Here is a 22,554-nt window from a genome sequence, read left to right on the forward strand (position 1 = left end):
TTGACCGTAACGTGAAAATAATTGCGCCGGTCCAGACTATTACAACGTAGGATGATGGATCACATCCATTCGGTCAACCGCCACAACTCGCCAATTGGCTGCGGGTGAGTCGGGAAAGGCAACGGAATTTTCGCCGGTTTTCAATGCCACACTCGGATAAGAAGACCCAAGCCGTGCATCCGGCCAATACGGAGGCCTAGCACCATCCTGGGAAAGTATCGCCGGGATTCCCAGACAAAGCTTCCGGCATCAAATAGTTTTTCGAGCGTCCAAATAGGTCTGCAAGGTCGACTTCGAAAGCTTCGCCGTCCATCTTTTCGCCATCTCTCAGCCGGATTGTGCCAGTCCAAGGTCAAGGGGTGCTCAGTGCCACTCGGCTGAAGGTTCCAGAGGGTCACACGCGGATGGCACAGTATCGCGATTAATCCAGGATTTGAGAATGTAGTCATCTCCAGCAAGTGCGTGCAGACCTGCCGCAATCCGGTTTCTGGACACTACGCGGTTACAAACAGCTTTATCGCGATTTCTTTGGTGTGATACCCCAATCTAATTAACATAATCCATATTATCTCAAATCCTTCATGGCTCGCAACGTGACTGGTCAAACCGGACCGTCATGCCTGCCGGATTTGGCGTCAACACCATGACAAAACCTTACGCCGTCGGCTGCTCAACCCCTAAACGCCCGGGTGAAATAGTCGGTGAGCGGTTTGGCGATGTAAGATAGCGGTGTGCGCTCGTCGGTTTTGATCATCGCCTCAACTGGCATGCCAGGCAGCAGCGTCCGACTTCCTAGCCTTTCAATCTGTCCTTCAGTGGGAATGATCTCGGCGCGGTAATAATTCTGACCCGTTACTTCATCGACAAAAACATCCGCTGAGACCGTCACAACCTTACCTTCAATCTCGGGCGTCTGGCGGTCATTAAAGGCGGAAAAACGCAAAGTAGCGGGTTGGCCAGTGTAAAGTTGATCAATGTGAATGGAGTCTACTTTTGCGGAAACGACCAGTGGCCTACCCTGCGGCACGACATACATCATCGGCTCTGCCGGCTGCATCACTGCATTTACAGCGAAGACCATACTACCATAGACCGTTCCTGTCACAGGAGCACGAATGTCGAGCCTTGACAGTCGTTCCAACAACACCAAACGGCGCTCCACCAGCTCAATCTCGCGGACCCCTAATTCCCGCAGTGTTGTCATTGCCTCTTCCTGGCGACTTGTTCGAAGGCGGAGGATTTCGATCTCGATCGTGGCAATTTGACCTTTCAAGCGCGCGATCTCGGAATTCAGCCGTCCAATCTGACCTTGTAAATTTGCTTCTTCTCGCTGCAGGGCCAGGACACGGCTGACGGGTGTCAAACCCTGTTCCAAAAGGTGTTCCATATCTTCCAGTTCGCGGGCAATGAGAGAAAGTTGGCGGTTCAGCGCCACAAGCTGTGCTTCGGTGCCTGCAATCTGGTTTTTGATCTGTTCAATACGCTCGCGCAGCTGCGTTGTCTCTCGAATGGTTCCCAGAATACGCGTGAGAAACAGCCGTTTTTGGCTCTGCAGTACGTCCTGAACATCTTCATTCTCAGAGGCCAATGCCGCGAGCTTGTCTGACACTACGAACTCATCTAGCCCGTCTCGCTCTGCTTCCAACCGCGCTTTTCCGGCCCAAAGCTCGTGCAGTTGGCGTTCAACAACAGTAAGCTCCGACGTCAGAAAAGTACCATCGAGGCGCAACAGCAATTCGCCGGCGTTAACAACATCTCCATCGCGCACCAGAATGTCGCCTACCACGCCGCCATCGGGATGCTGCACAACCTGACGATGGGATTGCACTTCAACCACACCGGAAGAAACCACCGCCCCGGCCATTTTGGTTTGCACGCTCCAGTACCCGACGCCGCCAATCAAGACCACCAGAGAAAGAAATCCAATCAGGAACGGCAAATGCATCTTCCAGGATTTGGCTAGATCAGGTGTTGTTTCTTTCGTTTCTGTCATGGATCAACTCGCCTGCCCGAAGCTACGTTGGATCGCCTGTGCATTTTGGACCATACTTGTCAGCACTTCTTCTCGGCTTCCAAATTTTGCGACCAAACCACGTTCCAAAACGAGCAGTCGGTCGCATTCCGATAGGGCCATAGGTCGATGCGTCATAATGAGAACCGATTTACCCTGTGCTTTGAAGTCACGCACGGCTGTATTGAGTGCTTCTGTCCCGTCATTATCAAGTGCTGAATTCGGTTCGTCGAGAACCAGAACAACCGGGTCGCCGTAAAGAGCACGCGCCAGGCCGATACGTTGTTTCTGACCACCCGAGAGTTGGCCGTCATTGCCGTCAAGCACTGTGTCGTACCCGTCCGGCATATCCAGGATCATCTCATGGGCGTTGGCTTTCTTGGCCGCTTCAATCACGGATTCCGGATCTGGCCGCAACGTCATGCGCGAGATATTCTCGGCCACAGTCCCGGTAAACAGCGATACTTGCTGTGGCAGGTATCCAATGTGTTTGCCCAATGCGATGGGATCATATTGCGCCAATGCGGCTCCGCCCAGGCGTACTTCGCCAGCCAATGGTTGCCATAAACCCAGCAGCGCCTTTGCAAGCGACGTCTTGCCCGATCCGCTTTTGCCGATCACGCCGATGGCCTCGCCAGGCTCCAAATCAAAACTGACATTACGCAAAAAAGCTGCGCGGGTTCCTGGGGGGGCAACCGAAATAGCCTGCACAGAGAGGCGGGAATTGGGTTTCGGCAGCGCGATCCGATCTTTTTCCGGTGGCATTGCATCCAGAAACTGGCTCAGGGATTTCCAGCTGTGGCGCGCCCGCTGTATCATAGGCCACTGCCCGATGGATTGCTCGATCGGCGCCAAGGCGCGACCCAAGAGAATGGACCCCGCAATCATGGCCCCGGCAGTTAACTCACCGTGCAGCACGTAATAGGCCCCAACCGCCAACATTGCGGATTGCAAAAAAAGCCGAAGGGCTTTTGTAATGGCGGTAAAGCTCCCCGTCCAGTCACTGGCTGCGATGGTCTGTTTCAATGCATCCATCCGCATTTTCATCCATCGCTTTGAAGTATCCGCGTGCATACCTTGCGAGCGTACCACTTCAGCCTCTCGCCTGGTTTGTTCTGAAAACCCATGTGCCTGCGATGAGGCAATTTGGGCATTTAGCACTTTGCGATGTGTGAGGAACTGGTTCAGCAGCGCCAAGACAATCAACGTGCCACCGCCAGCTACAGCCAACCACCCCAGCATCGGGTGCAGGATAAAGATGGCCGCGATAAAGAGTGGCGTCCACGGAACATCCATCAACGCCAACAAAACCGGCGAGGCGCAAAGCGTTTGAATCGCATCCATGTCCCGTGAAGCTGTTGCAGGTGCAGAGCGCGCTTGCGGCAGGATCGCCTGTCGCATGATGGCGTCATAGACCCGTTCGTCCAAACGCAATTGGAACCGCGCCCCAAATCGCGCCACGATCCGTCCGCGGGCATAATCGAGAAAGGCCATCAGAGAATAGAGAAGCGCCACCAACAGAAAGAGCGCGGCCAGGGTCTCTTCAGATCGGGAGGCTAAAACCCGATCATAAACCTGAAGCATGAAAAGCGGGCCGGTCAGCATCAGTAGATTTACGAAGATACTGAACAGGAACGCTGCCAGAAGATACCACAGTCCGGCGTTGCGGGCGCTCTGAACTTCGCGCCGTGCTTCCTGTGGTGAGGTTATAGTAGCATTCACTGTTTAGTTTCCCCAAATTTATCGATGATCACAGACGAGACAGCAGCGTTGTCGACCTTTCGCGCCCCATTTGTCATTCACGCGGCAAGCTACAACTGAGCAAAAAGCTTCACTGTACCTTGCCGTTTGATAGAGCATGACCGCCCTCACTCACGCTACAAACGAGTAGTCAGAGCTATCAAAGTCATCCGCCTGGAAATCCTTGAGCAGGATCGTACCTTCCGTGCCAACAATGATGAGCGTATCTGCCCCGGACTGCGAAGATGTAATCGTTGGGTTGGTCGTGTCGCTCAGGTCGAACACAAGTTGATCCGTACCATCCTTGAACCCAGTGATGACATCGTTTCCAAAATTGTCATTGAAGACAATTTTATCCACGTCATCAGGAATGTGCACAGAGCTCTCTGAGGTTAAGGTAATGTGATCGTTCCCCTGACCACCATTTATTGTATTGTTGTAGAGACTATCGCTGATAGTGTCGTCGAATATCGACCCGATCACGTACTCAACACTGTACAGGGTTCCGTTTGTAACACTACCGCTATTCTCCGCGTAGGAGTACGAACCTCCTATAAACAATCCCCCATCCCACAAGGAAACGGTCACACTATGCTGAAGGTTGGCAAACGAGACTGTGTCGTTGTCCTCGCCGCCGCTCACAGTGTCGGCGCCTCCAATGAGATAGAATATATCGTCGCCACCATTTCCTCGGTAGTAGTTGTCGGCGAGGGTGTCGGAAACAAATTCGGCTTTTTGCGATCCCACAACGTTTTCAATGCTATGCAGGACAGTCAGGCCATGAGTTACGCCATCCTGGTCGATTGCAGCGGCTGCTCCACCGGCTAGGTTGACAGAAACATAGGCTGTATTTCCATCCACTGTGCCGATGTCCAAGGTATCAGTTCCGAAACCTCCATTGAACGAAACAGCGCGCGCTCCATCGTGAAAAACGGTCGAGTACGTATCATCGTCGGATGTGCCAATTACACCTTCAATGTCACTGAAGGTATCCTCAAGCTCCCAATACCCCCAACCATTACCGTTCCATCCTTCATTCCAGCGGTGGATTTCACCATTGAGTGTCACATCGACACGGATACCCTCCTGTGCATCCGCTTCATCCAAGGTATAATCGATGTAATCATACCCTCGACCGCCATAAATCTGGTCTTGCCCGTCGCCGCCAGAGAATACATCGTCTCCGTCGCCGCCATGCAGTTCATCTGCACCTGCTTCGCCAACCAGAATGTCATTGCCATTATTGCCATATAGACGGTCCGCTCCGTTGCCGCCAAAGAGTTTGTCGACGTCGTCTCCTCCGACTAATGTATCTTCTCCATCAAGGCCCAAGATTACACTTTCGCCAAAAACATTGGCGATGTAGTTATTTTGATCGTTACCCGTAATTTCAAACGACAAGTCCGAAGCACTGAACGCGCCGGTAGTGTTGATCTCGAGGCTGTAATTTTGTGGCAAAGTCAGGGTATAGCGCCCAGCCTGATTTTCAGTGAAGCTGTATTCATAATGTGAATACTCCGACAGCTCCGCGCGAATAGTAATGGAGGCTGAACCTCCATGATTGTTCAGTGTATCGGCGTCCCCCGCATTGGCCGTAAAGATATAGGAGTCATCACCGGTCCCAAAGCCCGTTACGGTGTCGCTTCCTTCGCCATCGACAATTATGGTGCGCCCACCCTTGCTTTCGATCGTATCATCACCACCGCGTCCGTCGAGCACATTGTCTTTGTCATCACCAGTGATGAGATCCGCGCCCTCTGTGCCATAGACATTTTCGATACTGATCAGCGTATCTTCCAATCCGTCTGCGTGGGTACGACGCCCAGCCCTGCCGGTGCTCAAGTTGACCTCAAACCCAAGGCCGGAAAGTTCGCTCAGTTCTTGGATGTCCAGACCGTAATCTACGGTGTCAGTGCCTTCCCCACCATCCAGCGTGTCAACGCCAAGTCCGCCGATAAGAGTGTCGTCGCCAATCCCACCGGAAAGCGTATCGTCGCCTTCGCCGCCATTAAGGAAGTCATTCCCGCCTAGCCCGGTAAGTTGGTCATTACCGGAACCGCCATCCAGTCGATCTTCGCCTGCGGTTCCCTCAATCGTATCATTCCCGCCTTCAGCATTGATGATGACAGACCCAAAACCACTATTTGTCAGCGTGTCGTCGCCGCTGGTGCCCGTGGCCCGATAGACAATGTCCTGCAGGAGGATGCCATCGCTGGTCGGATTAGCGTAATCGATGACCGCTGCGTAATTATTATCTGGATCAGCGTCGTGCCTGTTCGCATATATCCACGTTGCGTCGGTTAAACCCGAACTAAGGTATGTCTCCACCGAATAAGACGACAGGCTGCCCGTTTCTTCAATGATAATGTCGGGCGTGTCATTGCCGCTCAGGTACAGTTCGTCCTGCTCACCAGCTCTCGCATTAAAGGTTACAATTGAGTCACCGCTTGCCGCAAGATAGATCCAGTCATTACCCGCGCCACCCGACAAAGCGTCATTGCCTCCGTTGCCGTGGATAATGTCGTCACCGCCTCCGCCTACCAGCAAATCGTCGCCGGTTGAGCCGAAAATCACATCGTTCTGTTCGGTAGCAATCAATCCTTCAATCGACGTCAGAACGTCGTTCTGTCCCTCGACTGTATGGCTGTAGATCCAGTCCAGATTTGAGTTTAAAGTGTAGGTCGAATAGGTATCGCCATCCCTCAATTTCAAGGTCGGTCTAAGCTCCACACCTCCGAATGAATGTCCCAGGATTGGATACTTTGCCGTGATATAATTGTTCCAGCTTGAACCAGTGTTTGGTGTAGTGGTGAACAATGCGCCAAGCACCGGGTCGGCTGCTACCGCTTCGACCAAAAGCCCAGGCCACCGCCAGTTTTCCCCGCTATATTCGTCTACTGTAATCGATACCGAACGACCCGCGAATGTGAAGGTCAGCCTGTCACCTGCATCGAGCGTCAATCCGTTCGAACTAATCTGGACGCGACTGAAGGAGTCTTCGATGCCTTGTAGTCTCTCGACAACAACCCCATCCGCCAAATTGGCGACAATGCCAACATCCATTACATCGGAATACGAGGCGATATCCGTCCCATCGCCCCCATCCAAGACATCGCTGCCTTCACCGCCAATCAGAATATCATCGCCACCACGGCCATAGATCGTATCATGAGCCCCAGCCCCGGCCAGAATGTTTGCGTTATCGTCACCTTTGATCAGATCGTTAAAAGACCCACCTGTCGCATTTTCGAAATCGTAGATGTTGTCCTCAACGCTTAACCGGGTGTGACCAACACTGATATTGTAGGTTTGGTTCTCCTGAAGATCGATCTCGAAACCGGTGTTACGCGTATCGCCTATGTTGTAGGCGACAGTGTCAGTGCCGTCGCCACCATACAAATCATCTGTCCCGGCGCCGCCGGACAGAACATCGTCACCGGCATTGCCATAGATTACGTCGGCGCCATCCAAACCAACGAGGACGTTACCTTCATCGGTCCCATAGATATTGTCTGTACCGTGGCTGCCAAATGCATTTTCGATCCCGGTCAGTTCGTCCACGGCACCGATGCCGTCAGAGCTGTCGACCTGAGTGACATGCGTGCCGCTCATATCGACGCCATTGACAGACAGGGACACCTCGACATTTTCGAACGCGTAATTCGCAGTGATGAAATTGTTCCAGTTTGACCCTGTTGGATCAGTCACATCAAACAGATTACCAAGAACCGATGCGTCTTTGAGCTTTTGGAGCAATTGTCCCGGCCAACGGTGGCTGGCTGCGTTGTAAGCGTCAACAGTGTACGACACAGAATAACCCGCGATCGTCAGTGTAAGCACGTCGCCTGCAGAAAGGGCCAAACCGTTGGAATTCACCTGTATTTTTTGGGTGGTCGCACCAGTATTCTCATGCGCGATCCGCTCAAAAGCAAATCCTGCATCCAGGCGGATATTCACGCCATAGGCATCCGTAAGGGTGCTGTACCCGACAGCATCCACACCAGCACCGCCGTCTAGCTTATTGTATCCCTTGCCGCCGACAAGAAAATCGCGGCCTTCGCCACCAAAGATGTCGTCGTTTCCATCTGCGCCATTCAGGAAATTATCTTCTTTATCGCCCCAAATCAGATCGTCATAGTTTGACCCGATCACATTCTCGATGGAATCATAATATGAGTTGGCATTCGGGCCTTGAGCTTCGAGACCATCGCGCCAGAACATTTGAAACGATCTTCCCTCATCGAGATTGACCCAATAACCAAGGTTATCCGTGATCGGATCTACTACTTGCCATTGGAATGTGACCGTATCACTGCCTTCGCCACCGAAAAGACGAGCGCCCCCGCTACCTGCAAGAATATCGTCCCCAGCGTATCCATAAATACGATCTCCAGCTGATCCTCCATTAAAGGTCGCATTGCCACTTATCTCATCATCGCCAGAGCTGCCGTGGATTATGTCAATGCCGTTGGATCCGAAAACGCGCTCGATGCCATAAAATACTGTTGTTTCCGTTGTCGAACTGTCGATGTAACGTTCAACTCTACCCGAACCGTCCCCATTCAGATAAACGGTATGCGAACCCCATTCAATTTCTTCGAAGCTACTATGAATTCGAAGGCTAAGAGTATCAAATCCCTCTCCTCCCGAAACCATATCCGAGCCATACCCAGGTGAAATGACATCGTCGCCACCGTAGCCGTAAATGTGATCGTCGCCCCTTCCGCCAGCAAGATAGTTGGCGCCTTGGCTACCGCGAATGACATCGTCTTTGTTGGTCCCAAACGCGTTTTCGATGCTGTTTAGTTCATCCTTGACACCAACGCCAAAGCCGCCAAAGGCTTCTTTCGAATAGTTTGTTGTTGAAGACAGGATGCCAATCGTATCTTCGAATACAACAGACACTGTCAGGTTATAGTCATGACCTGTTAGAGTGTCGCCCCCGCGGACATACGATTTGCCATTATGCAAATCGATGTAAAGACCACGTCCACCTGTTCCATGTGCAATGGCTCTGTCGACCAGTTCTGAAGGCGACACGCCATCGGCGGTTTCTGCGTCGATGAGATAATTCACAGTATCGGTATCGCCGTCACCGTTTACTTCATCGCGTCCGGTTCCCGGAATAATCAGATCGTCGCCATTTCCGGCGAAGATATCGTCATTGCCGCCACCGGCATAAATGACGTCATCTCCGTCGTATCCGTAAATGATGTCTACCCCGTCACGCCCATACAACACGTCGTCCCCATCGGTTCCGTGGACCTCGCGGGGGATGTAGGACTCAATCCATTCCGCCAAAGCCTGACTGGCATCAATGAGTAGGTTAACCGCAGACAAGACTGAACCGACAAGAATACCAACCGGGCCACCAACGGCAAAAGCGACTGTCGCGACGACGCCAAGAACAAGCTGAACACCGTCGACAATAGTGTTTGCAATTGCAAAGCCCTGATCAATCGGTGCCAGATCGTCATATTCCCTGAACGTCAGAGCAGTGGAGACCGCGAATGAGGCTACGCTGATGGCAATGCCAGCCGCCGCAAATGCACCACCAACGACAGAAGCGCCACTGCTCCCAAGCTCCGCAGCTTTTCCGGCAAGGCTGATACCCCCTACGGCGCTGTTGGCCGCTGAAAGCGCAGTACTCGTAGCGCCGGATGTAAGTAGCGATGCAGTCCCCAATATCAAGCGCACGCTTTGTTGGACACCGGTTAGCACCGATCCAGTGATGCTCAACGAACTGTTGGCAACGGCCAGATCGTCCCCGGCCTCCACGGCTTCCTGCAACGCTTTGCTGCTGAAACCCAATGACACTGCGCTTGCAGCTACGCCAAAGGCATGCGCGGCTATTGCACCAGTAGGAACCTTAACTTCATGACCGTGGATGCTGACCTTAATCGGGGTGACAAACGGATCGGTTTTGCCATCAATGCCTCTAAAATGATAGTCATAAGAAGCGCCCGCCAGCCACAGGCTGTCGAACGTGCCACGCCTCAGAAAACCTGTGGCCGTAAGCGCATCATCAATTGCGCCTTCTGTAACTGATCCCGATGTAAATCCGTTGGCCGATTGGATATCAGGCAGGTTAGCGAACAGGTCTCTGAATTCAGCATTTTGCATCAACGTATCGTAGAATGCATATGACTCTGCCAAGCCTTCAATCTCAGACAGCTTTTCGAAAACATGCCCCAGCAGATCGCTCGCCGACATTGCCGTTTCCGCCTCTAACGCATCCACAAATGACGAGACGATACTCTCAGCGGCTAGATCAATCTCTGGGTTATCCTCTAAGTGCTGAAGTAGCTCATCAGAGATTTCGATATCGTGCAGTGCGTCGGCAGTTGTCATTTTGTGAGTGGTCCCCGTTGTAGGTTATTTTTAGCCTTTTTTATTTTTGTTTAGGCCGGTTCCTTTTTTGCGCATTCAGTTCGTTCTATTTTCTCGTGACCCTTATCCAGGTGGCGATTACAAATGGCTAATCGTCTTTTCTTCCATCGGCTTCACGTCGACTTTGGCCCGAATTGCCGCGGCAATCGAATTGGGTTGATTAGTCACGATAGGTCGGAGATTTTCGACCGCCTTCAAAGGCGATGGTGCGTCTAAATCCCCGCATTCTGTATTCGCCCCCTCCCATTCAACCGGATGATCCGATCATTTAAAGTTGAGCTCGATTTGAACTGAATCATATTCAGATTGATGCACCGCTAGGCAACTGATTTGTTCACATCTTCAAATAATTGAAAATTAACAAATAATTATATATTTGCTTTCGATCGAAAGCAGGAAATCATCAATTCAATTTTCCGTGATCATTTGTGAAGACTTTCTGGGCTGTTTGATTCCCTTTTTGAAATGTCAAGATGAAATTATGCATTATAGATTTGAATTAAATTGGGTGGTCGAATTTCACGAGTCAGATTTGTTATGCCGAGCAGTTTTTGACTGGTCGGGTTTGATTTCTAGCGTGATGATGGTTTCCAAGGCTGCCAGTCATCACGGACTCCTCTTTGCGATGATCAGCAGGTAAACCCATCAGAAACGCGGCAATGATGTCTAATCGCTCCACCGCTTCTAACGGATTTAAACGACGTGCGCGAAAACATCTCGTGACCAAATGTCAAAGGGTTCGAGCCTAAGGCTACAAAATTAATAGGTACCTTCTAATCCACCTGATGTGCTTCATAACTTGCTTCAAGTTCGCTCTTCAAAAACGATCCGAAGTTCATCGGCTCAAATTTCGCGGGACCAGTACCAGGTAGAGGGGCAATATTCGCCCAAACATGCGGATCGAAGAAGAACGGCACAGAAAACCGCTCTCGTCCGGACGCATTTATTACACGGTGCGGAGTTGATAGAAGCTTACCATTGGACAACCGGTGCAGCATGTCCCCGACATTAACCACAAATGCGTCTTCCATTGGCGGTGCGTCCACCCAATGACCCGCCGGAGTTTGGACCTGCAAACCTCCGGCGTCGTCCTGCGCCAATAAGGTCAGACAGCCAAAGTCCTTATGAGGGGCCGATCCAAACAAATCATCTGGCGCTTGCGGTGATTGCGGCGGGTAATGGAGAAGACGCAACCAGATCGTAGGAGTTTGGAAGGCAGTGAGGATTGAGCGATCCGTTGCGCCAATCGCATCCAATGCCAGGCCCATCAATTTTTGCCCGAGTTCCGTCATAGCCTGTGAATAGGCCTCGCACACCTCCCGAAACCCGTCGAGGTTCGGCCATTGGTTTGGCCCGGATAGATAGACCGCAGGGTCCACCTCGGCATCTTCGCGCATCATCATGAAAGAGGCAGATTGGTTGGGCTTTGTCACCTCGGCCAAATCAGAGTTCACATCAGTTGATGTGTTGATTGCAATATAGCCGCGGTGGCGCTGGTTTAAAGCAATCTTCTGTTTGTCACGTTCCGGCAAAGCGTGAAACTTTTTCGAGGCATCAAACACGGCGGCGCGCAACAATGGGTCGACACCGTGGTTGATAACATATCCAAAGCCGGTCTCACCATAAGCTTTGGCGAATTCCAAAGCGAGGTTGGATGTGTCAAGGCCATCAACAAGCGGCGCAAGATCAAGTACGGGGATATCCGTAAATTCTGTCATCTGATTTCTCCATTTTCAATTCGCTAAGAAACGTACAAATGGAGGCGCTATCCGGCGAAACGCTTGCGGCGATGAGCGCTGTGACGCTCCAGGATGACAAGATGCATGAACTTTGACATGAGTGGACGCTATAACGGAGTAAACCGTGGATCAACGGCTGTTCTGAATTCTAGTCGGAAAGCGGTCCCCTAAAGCGCATGTTGGCGATAATCGTCCGTAAAGAATTCCATTCCGGATCGCTGCCACACCCAAAGCATATTGAATCCTTCGGGAGTGTCCCGCATGGAACGCTAATCACTTTTTCTTTCATACAGATATCATTGCAAATCCTGCCCCCTTGCCCGATCCAATTATTGGGCGCACAATATAGGCTCATACACCAAATTGCGCCCTGGGTGCGCACCGTGACACGCTTCGCGTCCGGGACGCCTTCTGTGAAATGGAGGGCACGATGACTATTGCATCTCGTCTGAAGCACCATCTGGACAGCCAAGGGATTCCTTTTGACACTGTTCCGCATCCATATGCCGCTACAGCAAGCGAGTGCGCAGAAGCGGCACATGTACCCGGCGATCACCTTGCAAAATCCGTTGTAATACACATGGAGGAAGGCCCGCTGCTTGCGGTTCTACCCAGCAATCATCAGGTCGACCTCTCCGCTCTACAATCGATGATGGACCGCCGCCTTGGGCTGGCCCCGGAAACCGAAATGCGTGAATTGTTTGATGATTGCGCCCTTGGCGCGATACCACCTGTGGGCGACGCATATGATCTGCCGACTGTGGTGGATAACAGCCTCACCGGGCTCGACAGGATTTGGTTCGAAGCAGGAGACCACAAAACTCTGATTGAGATGCGCGGTAAGGATTTCGACATGATGATGAAGGATGTAAAACACGGTGCCTTCTGCTGCATGCACTAGGCTCCGAGGAATTTCTTCACGGATTAACCCCGCCCTGGCGGGGTTTTTCTTTGCACGTGCTATATGGCTCGTTCGATGTGAGAAACGGCAATTTATCCCCTTGCGAATAAGTACGGGCTGACGTTGGGCGACCCTCGGGGGAAACAAGTTCTACAAGATGGTGAAGGCGAATCTCATCAAACTTCACTGAGAATATGAAGAGGCTCTACCAGACTTTTCAGTGGCAGAAACCGAAACCCTTTTTTCAACCCTTCGGCGCGTGAAAGAGTGAGGGGTAAAATGATAGAAAGGTATATTATACTTCAAAATCAAGGTATTAGTTTGGTGCGGGTGGAGGGACTTGAACCCCCACGCCTTGCGGCGCCAGAACCTAAATCTGGTGCGTCTACCAATTTCGCCACACCCGCTGAACCGGCCTTGTTTGCCGGAATGCCGTGGTCAATAACAAAGCCTGTAGCGGAGTGCGAGAGGGAAATTCGCGTGCCTCTAAAAAAATTTGTGCGCGGCCTGACGCCATCTTATTGGAGGCGAATGTCGCAACAAAAACCGCTCAGGTTGATGCCAATTCGATTTCAAGGTTCATTTCGCAATCCCCAGACGCAGTAGTTTGGCTTTGTTTTCAGACAACACCATTCGAAAAATTTGATAAACATACTGCTGCTAATCAGCCGGTGGCCGACGTAGCGGCTCATACGTCTATTCTGTAGAAGACTATTTGTTTTCTGATAGTTAAGACCATTCGACAGGGCGCTTCTTATTTGCGCCACATTTCAAACGCCAAAAAATCTTATTCGCGTCAAAATAACACCGCCTTGCCAGTAATTGATGAAGCCCAGGAGTTACTGAGTCTTTTTGCCTGCGGGTAACGTGCCAGTTTTTGCTTAACTCAAACACAAGGGTCTTAGCCGTGATCAATACGATGAATGCCGCTGCTGCCGAGCAAGATGCCGTTGGTCTTGCACGCGAAAGTTTCCTTGGGGAATTGAAATGCCTGAACCAAAATCACCCTAACACAGGTTTTGGTGTTTCGTTGCGCACCCATTCCGGGCGTCATTACCTTCTTGCCAATTCCCGCATGCCTCTGCCCAAGACCAAATCCGAAGGTTTCCCGACCGGTCGCCGCTTGGCCATGCTGGAGAACAGTGAACAATTCAGTTCGATCGAAGTGCTGGCCGACTCTCAGGCCTACGATGAGATATCGCCGGGTGCCGAGGCAGAAATCCTGGGCAATGCTCTGAACCTGATCGCACGCATCGATATCCTGACCAGCACCCCGGACTGTCAGGATCAACATCACATCGCCGCTACCGGAACCGGAGGCTAACTATGGCGCGTAACGACCATCTTCTGTCCGTAGGCAACGAGGCGCTGACGCCGATGACTTCGGCCATGGCTTCGCTGTCGACACAGATAGACCAATTGACAGAGGTGGCCGACGCACGGTCTTCGGCCCGTCTGGCGACATTGAAGACCCGGATGGAAAACTTCACTGCCAGTGTAACATTGGTCGGGCAGGTCAAGGCTGGCAAATCTTCGATCGTGAACATACTGGCGGGGCGCCCTGCCCTGCTACCTTCGGATGTGAACCCGTGGACCTCGGTGGTCACGACGCTGAACATCAATACGCGCACCGAAGGCGACAAGAAGGCCAAGTTTACTTTCTTCGAGCAAGAAGAATGGGACAACCTTATGGTTGGCGGCGGTCGTCTGGGCGAACTGGCCAATCGTGCCGGTGCCGACGACGAGATGGAAGATATCCGCCGCCAAATCGGTGAGATGAAAGCGAAATCCGAGTCTCGTCTTGGCCAGCATTTCGACCTGATCCTGGGGCAAAGCCACCAGTATGACTATTTCGACGAAGAGCTGATCCAGCGTTATGTATGCCTGGGCGATGAGGATGACCCGGATATCAATCCTAAAACCGGCCGCTTTGCTGATGTCACCAAATCGGCGGAACTGTTCATGGACATTCCGCAGTACCCGATCTCGCTGAAACTCTGCGACACGCCGGGCGTGAACGATACTTTCATGGTGCGCGAACAGATCACGCTGCGCAGCCTGCGCGGGTCCGAGGTCTGCGTGGTTGTTTTGGCTGCAAGCCAGGCGCTGACCACGATGGATATGGCGCTGATGCGGATCATCGCGCAGTTCGAAAACCGGCAGATCATCCTGTTCGTGAACCGGATTGACGAATTGGCGGACCCGGTCAACCAGGTGCCGGAAATCCGCGATCGCATTCAAGACACGCTAAAACAGAACAATATCGATACCAACACCAGCGTTGTTTTCGGCAGCGCGCTTTGGGCCGAGGCTGCTCTGACCGGCAATCCCGACATTCTGAACGAGGACTCTCGTGAGGCTCTGAATACCTTCTATCTGGCCGCCGGATTTGGCGATCAGGCACCTTCACTTGACAAGATTTGGGCGTTGTCCGGCCTGCCTGATTTGCTGTTGACTATGAACGAACGAATTGCCGAAGGCGCAGGCAATCGCCTGCTGGACCGCGTGCGTCATCGGGCGCGCAACATCGCCAGCCAGATCCGCGCGACAGCGGTCGCAAAGAAGCTGTCTGATGGTCAGGGCGTTGTGCGCGATCTTGATGGCGTGTCCCCAGAGGAGGCCATCGCCAAAGTAACCGAAGAGTATGAAAAAAAGGCCGCCGCCTTGACCACGTCCTTGCGTGACAAAGTGTTGGAACGGTTGAAATCGGCCGAAGACAACTTCGTCAAGCGGGCCACGGATTCTCTGATCGCGCATCTGGAAAAGAATGGCGAGCAAGGCACCTGGCAATATGCCCCGGCCGGTTTGCGAACCTTGCAAAAAGCGGCTTATTTCAGCTTTGCCCGATCGATGCGGAAAGAAGCCGGTGCGCTTTACAATACGGCAGCTTCTGACGTTGAAGCTCTGTATCAAAAACTGTTGGGCAACCATCTTGGAGAGTTCAGCATCGAGGCGCCGATCGTCCCTCGCGTTCCACCTCCACTTGGTATCGGACGCACGATTGCTTTGGACTTGCAAAGCACGTGGTGGCGCCGTTGGTGGCAGCGTCGCAAAGGGTTCGAGGCTTACGCCGCCGACTACACTCGCCTAATCGCATCTGAGGCAAACTCGATCACCAAAGATATCGAGGAAAATCAGATTGCTGCGGTTCTGGAGAATGTCCGGGCAGGCTTGTCCGACTTTCTGCGCGAGCAAAAAGAGACTCTGCTCAATATTTCGGCCTCAGCCGAAAAGGGTCCGAACCACGCGGCTCTGACAGCAGACGCTACGCCCAAAAAATCGCGCGACGATATCTTGGGCGATATCCTGAAAGATCTAAGTAACGAGGCAGCATAAGTAGCGATATGGCAAAAGATTCACAAACCCGCTTCGTTTCTCCTAAGGCATGGAACCGCATCGAGCAGTGGTCCCGGCGCAAACCAATCTTTGCGCTGATGGGAGAATTCAGTGCCGGAAAATCAACGCTGATGAACTTCTTGCTGCGTTCACACGCGCTGCCGACACAGGTGACAGCAACGCAGCTCCCGCCAGTTTGGTTCAGCTGGGGCAAGGAATCTGCCTATGTTCAGCGCTCGGATGGCAACCGTGAAAACATTACGGTTGACCAATTGGATACTGTTGGTGTGAACGATGCCCAGTTCGTTCGCATTTTCCTGGAATCCGATATTCTAGAAGCCGTGGACCTGATTGACACGCCCGGCATTTCCGACCCGAAGATTTCCAGCGATGTCTGGCGCCGTGCGGTCGGCCACGCAAATGGTGTTCTGTGGTGCACCCATGCCACTCAGGCTTGGCGCGAAACCGAGCGGGCAACTTGGGTGTCATTGCCCGAACGCCTGCAACATAACTCTCTGCTTTTGGTTACGCGCGCAGACGTGTTGGGTCTGAAAGACCGTCAAAAGGTGCTGCGGCGGGTTAATCGCGAGGCAGGCCATCTGTTCAACCGCTCGATCCTGTTCTCGGCTCGTGATGCAATCACTGCGCGCGATAAAAGCGGCGATGCCGAACTTTGGGGCCGCAGTGGTGGCGGCAAGATGGTCGACAGCTTCCTCGAGATCACTGAACAGATCATGGACAACCGAGCTGAGTTGCTGGCACGCTATCAGATTGACAAGAGCCTGTCAGAGACCCCCCGCGCTTATCCCGTTCGTCCGAAACGGAATGTGGTACAGGACGATGAACCGACACCGTTGAAATTGGTTAATCCCGTTTCCGAGTCGATTTCAGAAAACGAAGTCGTCACCAACTTTCCTGTACGTCCAGCCCGTGTTGAACGCAGGACCGAAGACACAGATCGCGAAGAACGCATTGACGCTGCCGAAGCCGAACGCCTGCGCGCCGAGATGACAACCGAAACACCGACCGCGGAACCCATTCAAGAGTCCAATGAGGAAGAACTGCGGGCTTTCTTTCGGGATACACCCAATAGCAGCCTGAATCTGTCGGAATATGCGGGTTCAGCAAGTGAGGAAGACTCGTTCGATTTGTTGGACGAAGATGAGTTGGAAGACGAGGATACTCTTCTATCCGAAGCAGAACCGACAGACGAAACGCAGGTTTCCACTCCGGACAAGTTCATGTCGTCGCTGGAAGGCAAACTTTCTGAAACACCTGAGCAAACCCAAGAAACGCCGGAGGAGCCCGAGGAACCGCGCGCAGAGATGTCCGTTTCCTCCATTACCGCTCTGATGGCAGAGCAGGCGAAAGATGGCGAAGATGAGTATGAGCCGGAACCCGAAACCAACGGCCTGATGGATACGCAGGTTGTGCCCTTGTCCAATGGCAAGACTTCGGAAGAGGCTATCTCGTGCGAAGATGAAGGTGAAAAACTTGAAGATTTGCTGAATGTTCCGGCGGGCACACCAATCAGTGCTTCGTCCATGTGGCGCGAAGTTACTCAAGACGAAGAACTACCGGACAATGTAGAAGGCATGAAGAAAGTCTTCAAATCGTTTCTGGAAGAATACGACCAAATTGCAGCCGAGCATTTTGCGCGTCAGGCCAAAGAAACGAAGTTTCCCAGCCGGAACAGTCCGAAAAACGGCAGCGCAGAATACCATGTGTTGTGACCAAAGGCACAGGTGAAATGCGATGACCATCGAAACCGCAATGGCGACCGCAATGACGACCATACCCGACTGCATCGCAGCCGGGTATGTCGATATGGAAACTGGCATGTTGCTGGGGGCCAACACTTCGGACCCTGACAGCGCGGCCGTTCTGGATAGTGTTGCGATTGCCGTGGCTAACCTGTTTCAAGGACGGGGAATAAAAGCCTTCGAAGAATTGTTACGCAACGCCGGTTCCGAGGAGTCGGACGACCCTGGATTTGGGGAAATTGCGGTGTTTTCGAACGACAGGCTGAACATTTTTTTGCGGACCCGGGAGTACCCCGATCATGTGGTCTGCTACATCTGCCGAAGCAGTGCCAATGTTGGTTTGGCGCTGACGAAATCACATCTGAGCCTGGGGCCCGTCGCGGCCGCAGTCTAAACCGGATCAGAGGGGGTCACGGGATGATGGATACGGACATACTGGAAATGCTCGACGATATCGGGCGTTCTTCTGTCGCGCGCCTAACCCCAGCGGTACAGGTTCCAGGTGAAACCGCGCTGGTACGACGCGAAAAAGTATTGCGAACTATTCGCGGCACCATTTTACCGCGCCGTCTAGAATTCACAGCGGCCAACGGCGATTGTCTTGCCATCGAGGTCAACAGCTCTCGTGTGACGGATATATTCCGCGTGCTGTCAGGTATCGCTCCGGATTTCGAAACTGAACCGCGTGAAGAATTGGCAAGCAAACTGGCCCAACTGGTCAGTGATATAGCCTGCGCGCCCGCGCCTCTGGAATTGATTTCCCTGCAACCGGATACCGCGCTTGAGGCGGACGACGTCGGCATTACGATCAGCGAGATTGAAGTCGCCTGTGAGGGCATTGAGCTGCCCGCAGATCCGGTCATTTCCATTGTTGCTGGTGACCCGGCGCCACAGGATACGGCGGTAGAACAAGATGGGCCTGACAGGTTGGCTCAGCTTTTTTACGAAGGGTGCGAACGATTTGCGCAAGGCCGTGTACTGGTTGATGGAGCCGACGGAGTGGCGCTGCGCGTGGATGGCGCATGCCAAGCAAATGAACCTCTGCATCCGAGCGATGATCTGTTGTCCCGTTTCGCACAGGATCTAGCGGGCTGGGATGAAGACGTAAACACCGCGATGGACCATCCGCAACTGATCGTGATGCGGCCTTCTGGTGGTAAAGGAGCCGGGCTGGCTGTTCTTAACGATGGTGAAAAAATCGCTGTGGCTGTGCATGAGGCACGCAAATTGGGCGCTGTCGTCAACCTTTGGACCTCTTTGACGAGGCCAGAGGAATGATTGGCCCGGATTGTTCAAATTTTCTGTGTATTCGATCCGTGATTACAAGTTGCCAGGGTAAGGTAAATGAGTGAAAACAACCGTCTCGAGTTAATCCGAATTGCCGAGGATATGAACGGGACCTCTAACGAGGAAACCCGTCACTTTATCTCGCGCATTGTCGACGATCTAACAAATCTGAAACCCTCAATTGCCTTTGTCGGACAGATCAAGGCGGGCAAGTCCCGTCTGATAAACGGGTTCACCGGGCAGGCCGAATATCTGCCTTCGGACGTGAACCCGTGGACTACCGTGATCACAGATATGCATTTCGGTCACCCCTCGGGTCGCACCACTGGGGCGGAGTTCCACTTTTTCGACAACCGTCAATGGCAAGCACTGATTGCCGAGGGCGAAGAGTTGCGCAACATGTTCCCGGATGACGAGGACAGCTATAAGCGCGAGATGATTGAAGAGCAGGTCGAGGCGATGAAAATCCGCGCCCAACTGCGATTGGGCGAAAGTTACAAGCATCTGCTGGGCCAGCATCACGACCTGGACGAACTGACCTCGGACGATCTGGCGCGCTATGTTTGCGCCGGGGATGATCCGACTGAGGAAGGTGAGCACGATCCAGGGTCGGATCGCGGTCTATATAGTGACATCACCCGCAAGGCCGAGGTCTATTTCGACATCGGCCATTTCCCGTTCCCGTTGACGGTGACGGATACGCCGGGCGTTAATGACCCGCTTTTGATCCGTGAGGAAATTTCACGCCAATACCTCAGGGAATCTGATTTCTTCGTGGTGGTTCTGTCTGCACATCAAGCCTTGTCGCGGGCAGACCTGAAACTGTTCCGGCTGATGCAAGCGTTGGAGCTGGGACAGATCGTGGTCTTCATCAACCGTGTCGATGAATTGGGCGGCGGTGCGGAAGATGCCGAAAAGGTCCGGGCCGACGTCATGGACGGTTTGGAACAGGCATTGGGGAATTCAGACATCGACGTTCTGATGGGCAGCGCGCAATGGGCGCATTATGCACTGACAGGAGATGACACAGGCGTCAACCACGATGAGGTTCTGGCCTGGCTGCGCACGCATCCCGAACAGATGAGGCAATATCTGGACGGAGTGCAAGAGATCAAACAGGGCTCGGGTCCGATCAGCCGCGAAGGTGTTTTGCGCTTTGCTGCGATGATCGCGTCAGGCTTGCCGGACCTGCGTCGCCATGTGACCAGCGCCCTGACCGAAGGCCCGCGCAACGAACAACTTCAAATGGCGTGGCAGCATCTCAACAGCTTCGCACAAGGTGAACTTGAACGCTCCAAAGCCCATCTGCGCGCGATCGCAGATGACAGCCGCCTAACAGCGGAAAGCGGTGGTGAAAACAATAAGACCCTGTCTGATTTACGGGTACTTGTGACCCAGAAAACCGCAGAGATTGTCAATGACATGGATGACGTTTTGGCCAACTTGCGCGGCGTGATGGACGACACAGTGGCCGAATCCGTTTCGGTTGTAGTGCGCGGCCCCAACGGCGACTCGCCGCTTATGGCCAAGGGCGGTGAAACTGAATTGAACTTTGGTCCGCTACGCGACCGGATGCGCGAACTTGTTCAGGGTGCCACGCAGGTGGTGCGGCAACGCATGCTCAGCGAGTTGTACTCGATCGACATGCAAAGCAATGCAGCTTTGCGCACCCTGCCCGGCTGGCAAGATCCGGCTGACAACCGCATGAACACCAGCGCCGTGCGGTGGTTCCGACCGGACACCACTGCCCTTACCCGTGGCATTACGGTCGAACTGCGGATCACCTGGCTGTCGCGCCTGATTTCACGCAAGAGTGTTATCGCGCGCGCCGAGCGCATGATTGTGCAGGAATTCGAAATGATCGGTGACGATCTGGTCGACACAGCGCGTGGTGATTTGATGGAACGCTTGAATACAGTTCTTGATCACTATCTTGCTTTGCTGGCAGGACATCTTGAACATCGGGCCGGAAGCGGCGAAACAAATGAACGAGCCGAAGCTCAGGCGTCATTTGATCAGGCACAGCGCATCACAGAGGAACTGGGTGCGATATTTGGCGCAGATGACGTAGAAAAAAGACTAGCAGAGGCTGCCGAATGATCGAATTTCCCGGAACCGAACAGGAAGTGAGGCAACTTGAACGCTTTCTGACCGCGACCGAAAACCAGCCAGCAGAGGTTGCGCTGGATGAAATGCGCAAGCGTGCTCTGGCCCATGCCGAGCGGCTGTCCAATGCTGTGAACATCGGGTTCGCCGGAGAGTTTGGGGCCGGCAAATCCAGCCTCGCCAATATGCTCGCTGGTGCAGATATTCTTCCTACCGGACCACAGCATTTAAAACTGCCTCTGGTTATCGTGGCTTATTCTGAAATACCCGAAACTACAGTCGGCTGGTGGGATCGAGAGCCCAAAGTCTATTCCGGTATCGCGCTGGAAAAAGCGGCAGCAGATGAGCCCGACTTCATTTCAGTGGGTCTGAACACCCCTGCCCTGCAGGAAATTTCTCTATTCGATCTGCCCGGAACGGGTGCTTTGGATGATACTTACAAGGCGACACTGGATCTTCTGAAGTTTGTCGATTGCGCGATCTGGTGCACCAATGGCACCAATGCCTGGCGCGAAACCGAGCGCCACCTTTGGGCGCAAGTCCCTCAAGAACTGCGGGCAAACAGCCTGCTGGCCGTCACTCATGCCGACCTACCCCCGGTTCGGGACGCCTTGGATCGAGTGGTGGCGAGACTGAACAAGGAAAAAGGCGAATTGTTCCGTTCGGTCGTGCCAATTGGCACCCCGATTGCTGTGCGTGCGATGGCGCAGGAACCCGAACCCGATTTTGGCCTTTGGGAAACCTGTGGCGGTCAAAATCTGGCGGAACAGGTGCTACAAATTGCTTCGGACCGGCGTCTTGCGGACATTGAGGCCGCTCGCACGGATCTAGGACAGGATTTTCTGCCCTATTTGGAAACTCTGGGTGCGACTGACTTTGAGCCGGAACAGTCCGACACCGTATCTATTCACGCCACTCTGGAAGCTGTGCTGCCGCCACTTGAAAATCCGATCCTTGAAGATTGGCTGGCGGCTATTGCCAGTATCTACGAAGATCTGCGCGAGTCCTCCGACATTGAACCCGCGGCCTTCTTGCATTCCTGTCAAGAAATCGTCGAAGACTTTGCCGAACGGCTGGAACATGGTGGCGAGATCGACCCGGCCGCCGATTGGATTCCTGGTGAGTTCGAAAAGGCCACCGACTTGCTTTTGCTGCTTCAATTCGAAAGCGGCGACGCGCCCCTGAAAGATGCGATCAGTATCTTGGCGCAGCTCAGTGATAACCTGGCCTGGGCTGGCAGCCGGGCAGAGTCGGTTCAGTCCAAGACCGGCACCTAACAAT

The 22,554-nt window shown here is 53.1% G+C and carries 12 protein-coding genes and 1 tRNA gene; 8 read left to right on the forward strand and 5 right to left on the reverse strand.

Annotation, left to right across the window (positions count from 1 at the left end; genetic code table 11):
* Positions 1 to 670 precede the first annotated feature (670 nt).
* The 4 genes from GOW93_RS12365 to GOW93_RS12380 form a co-directional block, all read right to left on the reverse strand.
* Positions 671 to 1,945 (reverse strand): HlyD family type I secretion periplasmic adaptor subunit, encoded by a 1,275-nt coding sequence (locus tag GOW93_RS12365; protein ID WP_254443543.1) that lies wholly within the window; start codon positions 1,943 to 1,945, stop codon positions 671 to 673.
* A gap of 51 nt (positions 1,946 to 1,996) precedes the next feature.
* Positions 1,997 to 3,733 carry a type I secretion system permease/ATPase gene (locus GOW93_RS12370; RefSeq protein ID WP_170384530.1) on the reverse strand — a complete coding sequence of 579 codons (1,737 nt, stop codon included), beginning with the start codon at positions 3,731 to 3,733 and terminating at the stop codon, positions 1,997 to 1,999.
* Positions 3,734 to 3,883: 150 nt separating this feature from the next.
* On the reverse strand, positions 3,884 to 10,102 hold the full coding sequence (locus tag GOW93_RS12375) for a hypothetical protein (protein WP_170384531.1): 6,219 nt from the start codon (positions 10,100 to 10,102) through the stop codon (positions 3,884 to 3,886).
* An 812-nt stretch (positions 10,103 to 10,914) separates the two neighbouring features.
* Positions 10,915 to 11,859, reverse strand: a complete 945-nt coding sequence (locus tag GOW93_RS12380) for an isopenicillin N synthase family dioxygenase (RefSeq protein WP_170384533.1) — start codon at positions 11,857 to 11,859, stop codon at positions 10,915 to 10,917.
* Between the two features lie 451 nt (positions 11,860 to 12,310).
* On the opposite strand from GOW93_RS12380, the gene GOW93_RS12385 reads away from it, so the two are divergent.
* A complete protein-coding gene (locus tag GOW93_RS12385) occupies positions 12,311 to 12,781 on the forward strand; it encodes an aminoacyl-tRNA deacylase (protein WP_170384535.1) in 471 nt (156 codons plus the stop codon).
* Between the two features lie 322 nt (positions 12,782 to 13,103).
* Here GOW93_RS12385 and GOW93_RS12390 read toward each other — a convergent pair.
* Positions 13,104 to 13,188: transfer RNA gene (locus tag GOW93_RS12390), tRNA-Leu, on the reverse strand.
* Between the two features lie 500 nt (positions 13,189 to 13,688).
* On the opposite strand from GOW93_RS12390, the gene GOW93_RS12395 reads away from it, so the two are divergent.
* The 7 genes from GOW93_RS12395 (at position 13,689) to GOW93_RS12425 (ending at position 22,550) form a co-directional block, all read left to right on the forward strand.
* Positions 13,689 to 14,105 carry a hypothetical protein gene (locus GOW93_RS12395; protein WP_368039667.1) on the forward strand — a complete coding sequence of 139 codons (417 nt, stop codon included), beginning with the start codon at positions 13,689 to 13,691 and terminating at the stop codon, positions 14,103 to 14,105.
* 2 nt (positions 14,106 to 14,107) lie between these two features.
* Positions 14,108 to 16,117, forward strand: a complete 2,010-nt coding sequence (locus tag GOW93_RS12400) for a dynamin family protein (protein WP_170384537.1) — start codon at positions 14,108 to 14,110, stop codon at positions 16,115 to 16,117.
* An 8-nt stretch (positions 16,118 to 16,125) separates the two neighbouring features.
* Positions 16,126 to 17,850 (forward strand): dynamin family protein, encoded by a 1,725-nt coding sequence (locus GOW93_RS12405; RefSeq protein ID WP_170384539.1) that lies wholly within the window; start codon positions 16,126 to 16,128, stop codon positions 17,848 to 17,850.
* Positions 17,851 to 17,872: 22 nt separating this feature from the next.
* Positions 17,873 to 18,274, forward strand: a complete 402-nt coding sequence (locus GOW93_RS12410; protein ID WP_170384541.1) for a hypothetical protein — start codon at positions 17,873 to 17,875, stop codon at positions 18,272 to 18,274.
* Positions 18,275 to 18,297: 23 nt separating this feature from the next.
* Entirely contained in the window at positions 18,298 to 19,158 is an 861-nt protein-coding gene (locus GOW93_RS12415; RefSeq protein ID WP_170384542.1) for a hypothetical protein, read from the forward strand.
* Between the two features lie 66 nt (positions 19,159 to 19,224).
* On the forward strand, positions 19,225 to 21,267 hold the full coding sequence (locus GOW93_RS12420; RefSeq protein ID WP_170384544.1) for a dynamin family protein: 2,043 nt from the start codon (positions 19,225 to 19,227) through the stop codon (positions 21,265 to 21,267).
* Entirely contained in the window at positions 21,264 to 22,550 is a 1,287-nt protein-coding gene (locus GOW93_RS12425; protein ID WP_170384546.1) for a dynamin family protein, read from the forward strand. Before GOW93_RS12420 ends, GOW93_RS12425 begins: the two co-directional genes overlap by 4 nt.
* The last annotated feature ends 4 nt before the right edge of the window (positions 22,551 to 22,554 follow it).

This window comes from Ruegeria atlantica (assembly GCF_013032455.1).
Classification (GTDB): Bacteria; Pseudomonadota; Alphaproteobacteria; order Rhodobacterales; family Rhodobacteraceae; genus Ruegeria; species Ruegeria atlantica_B.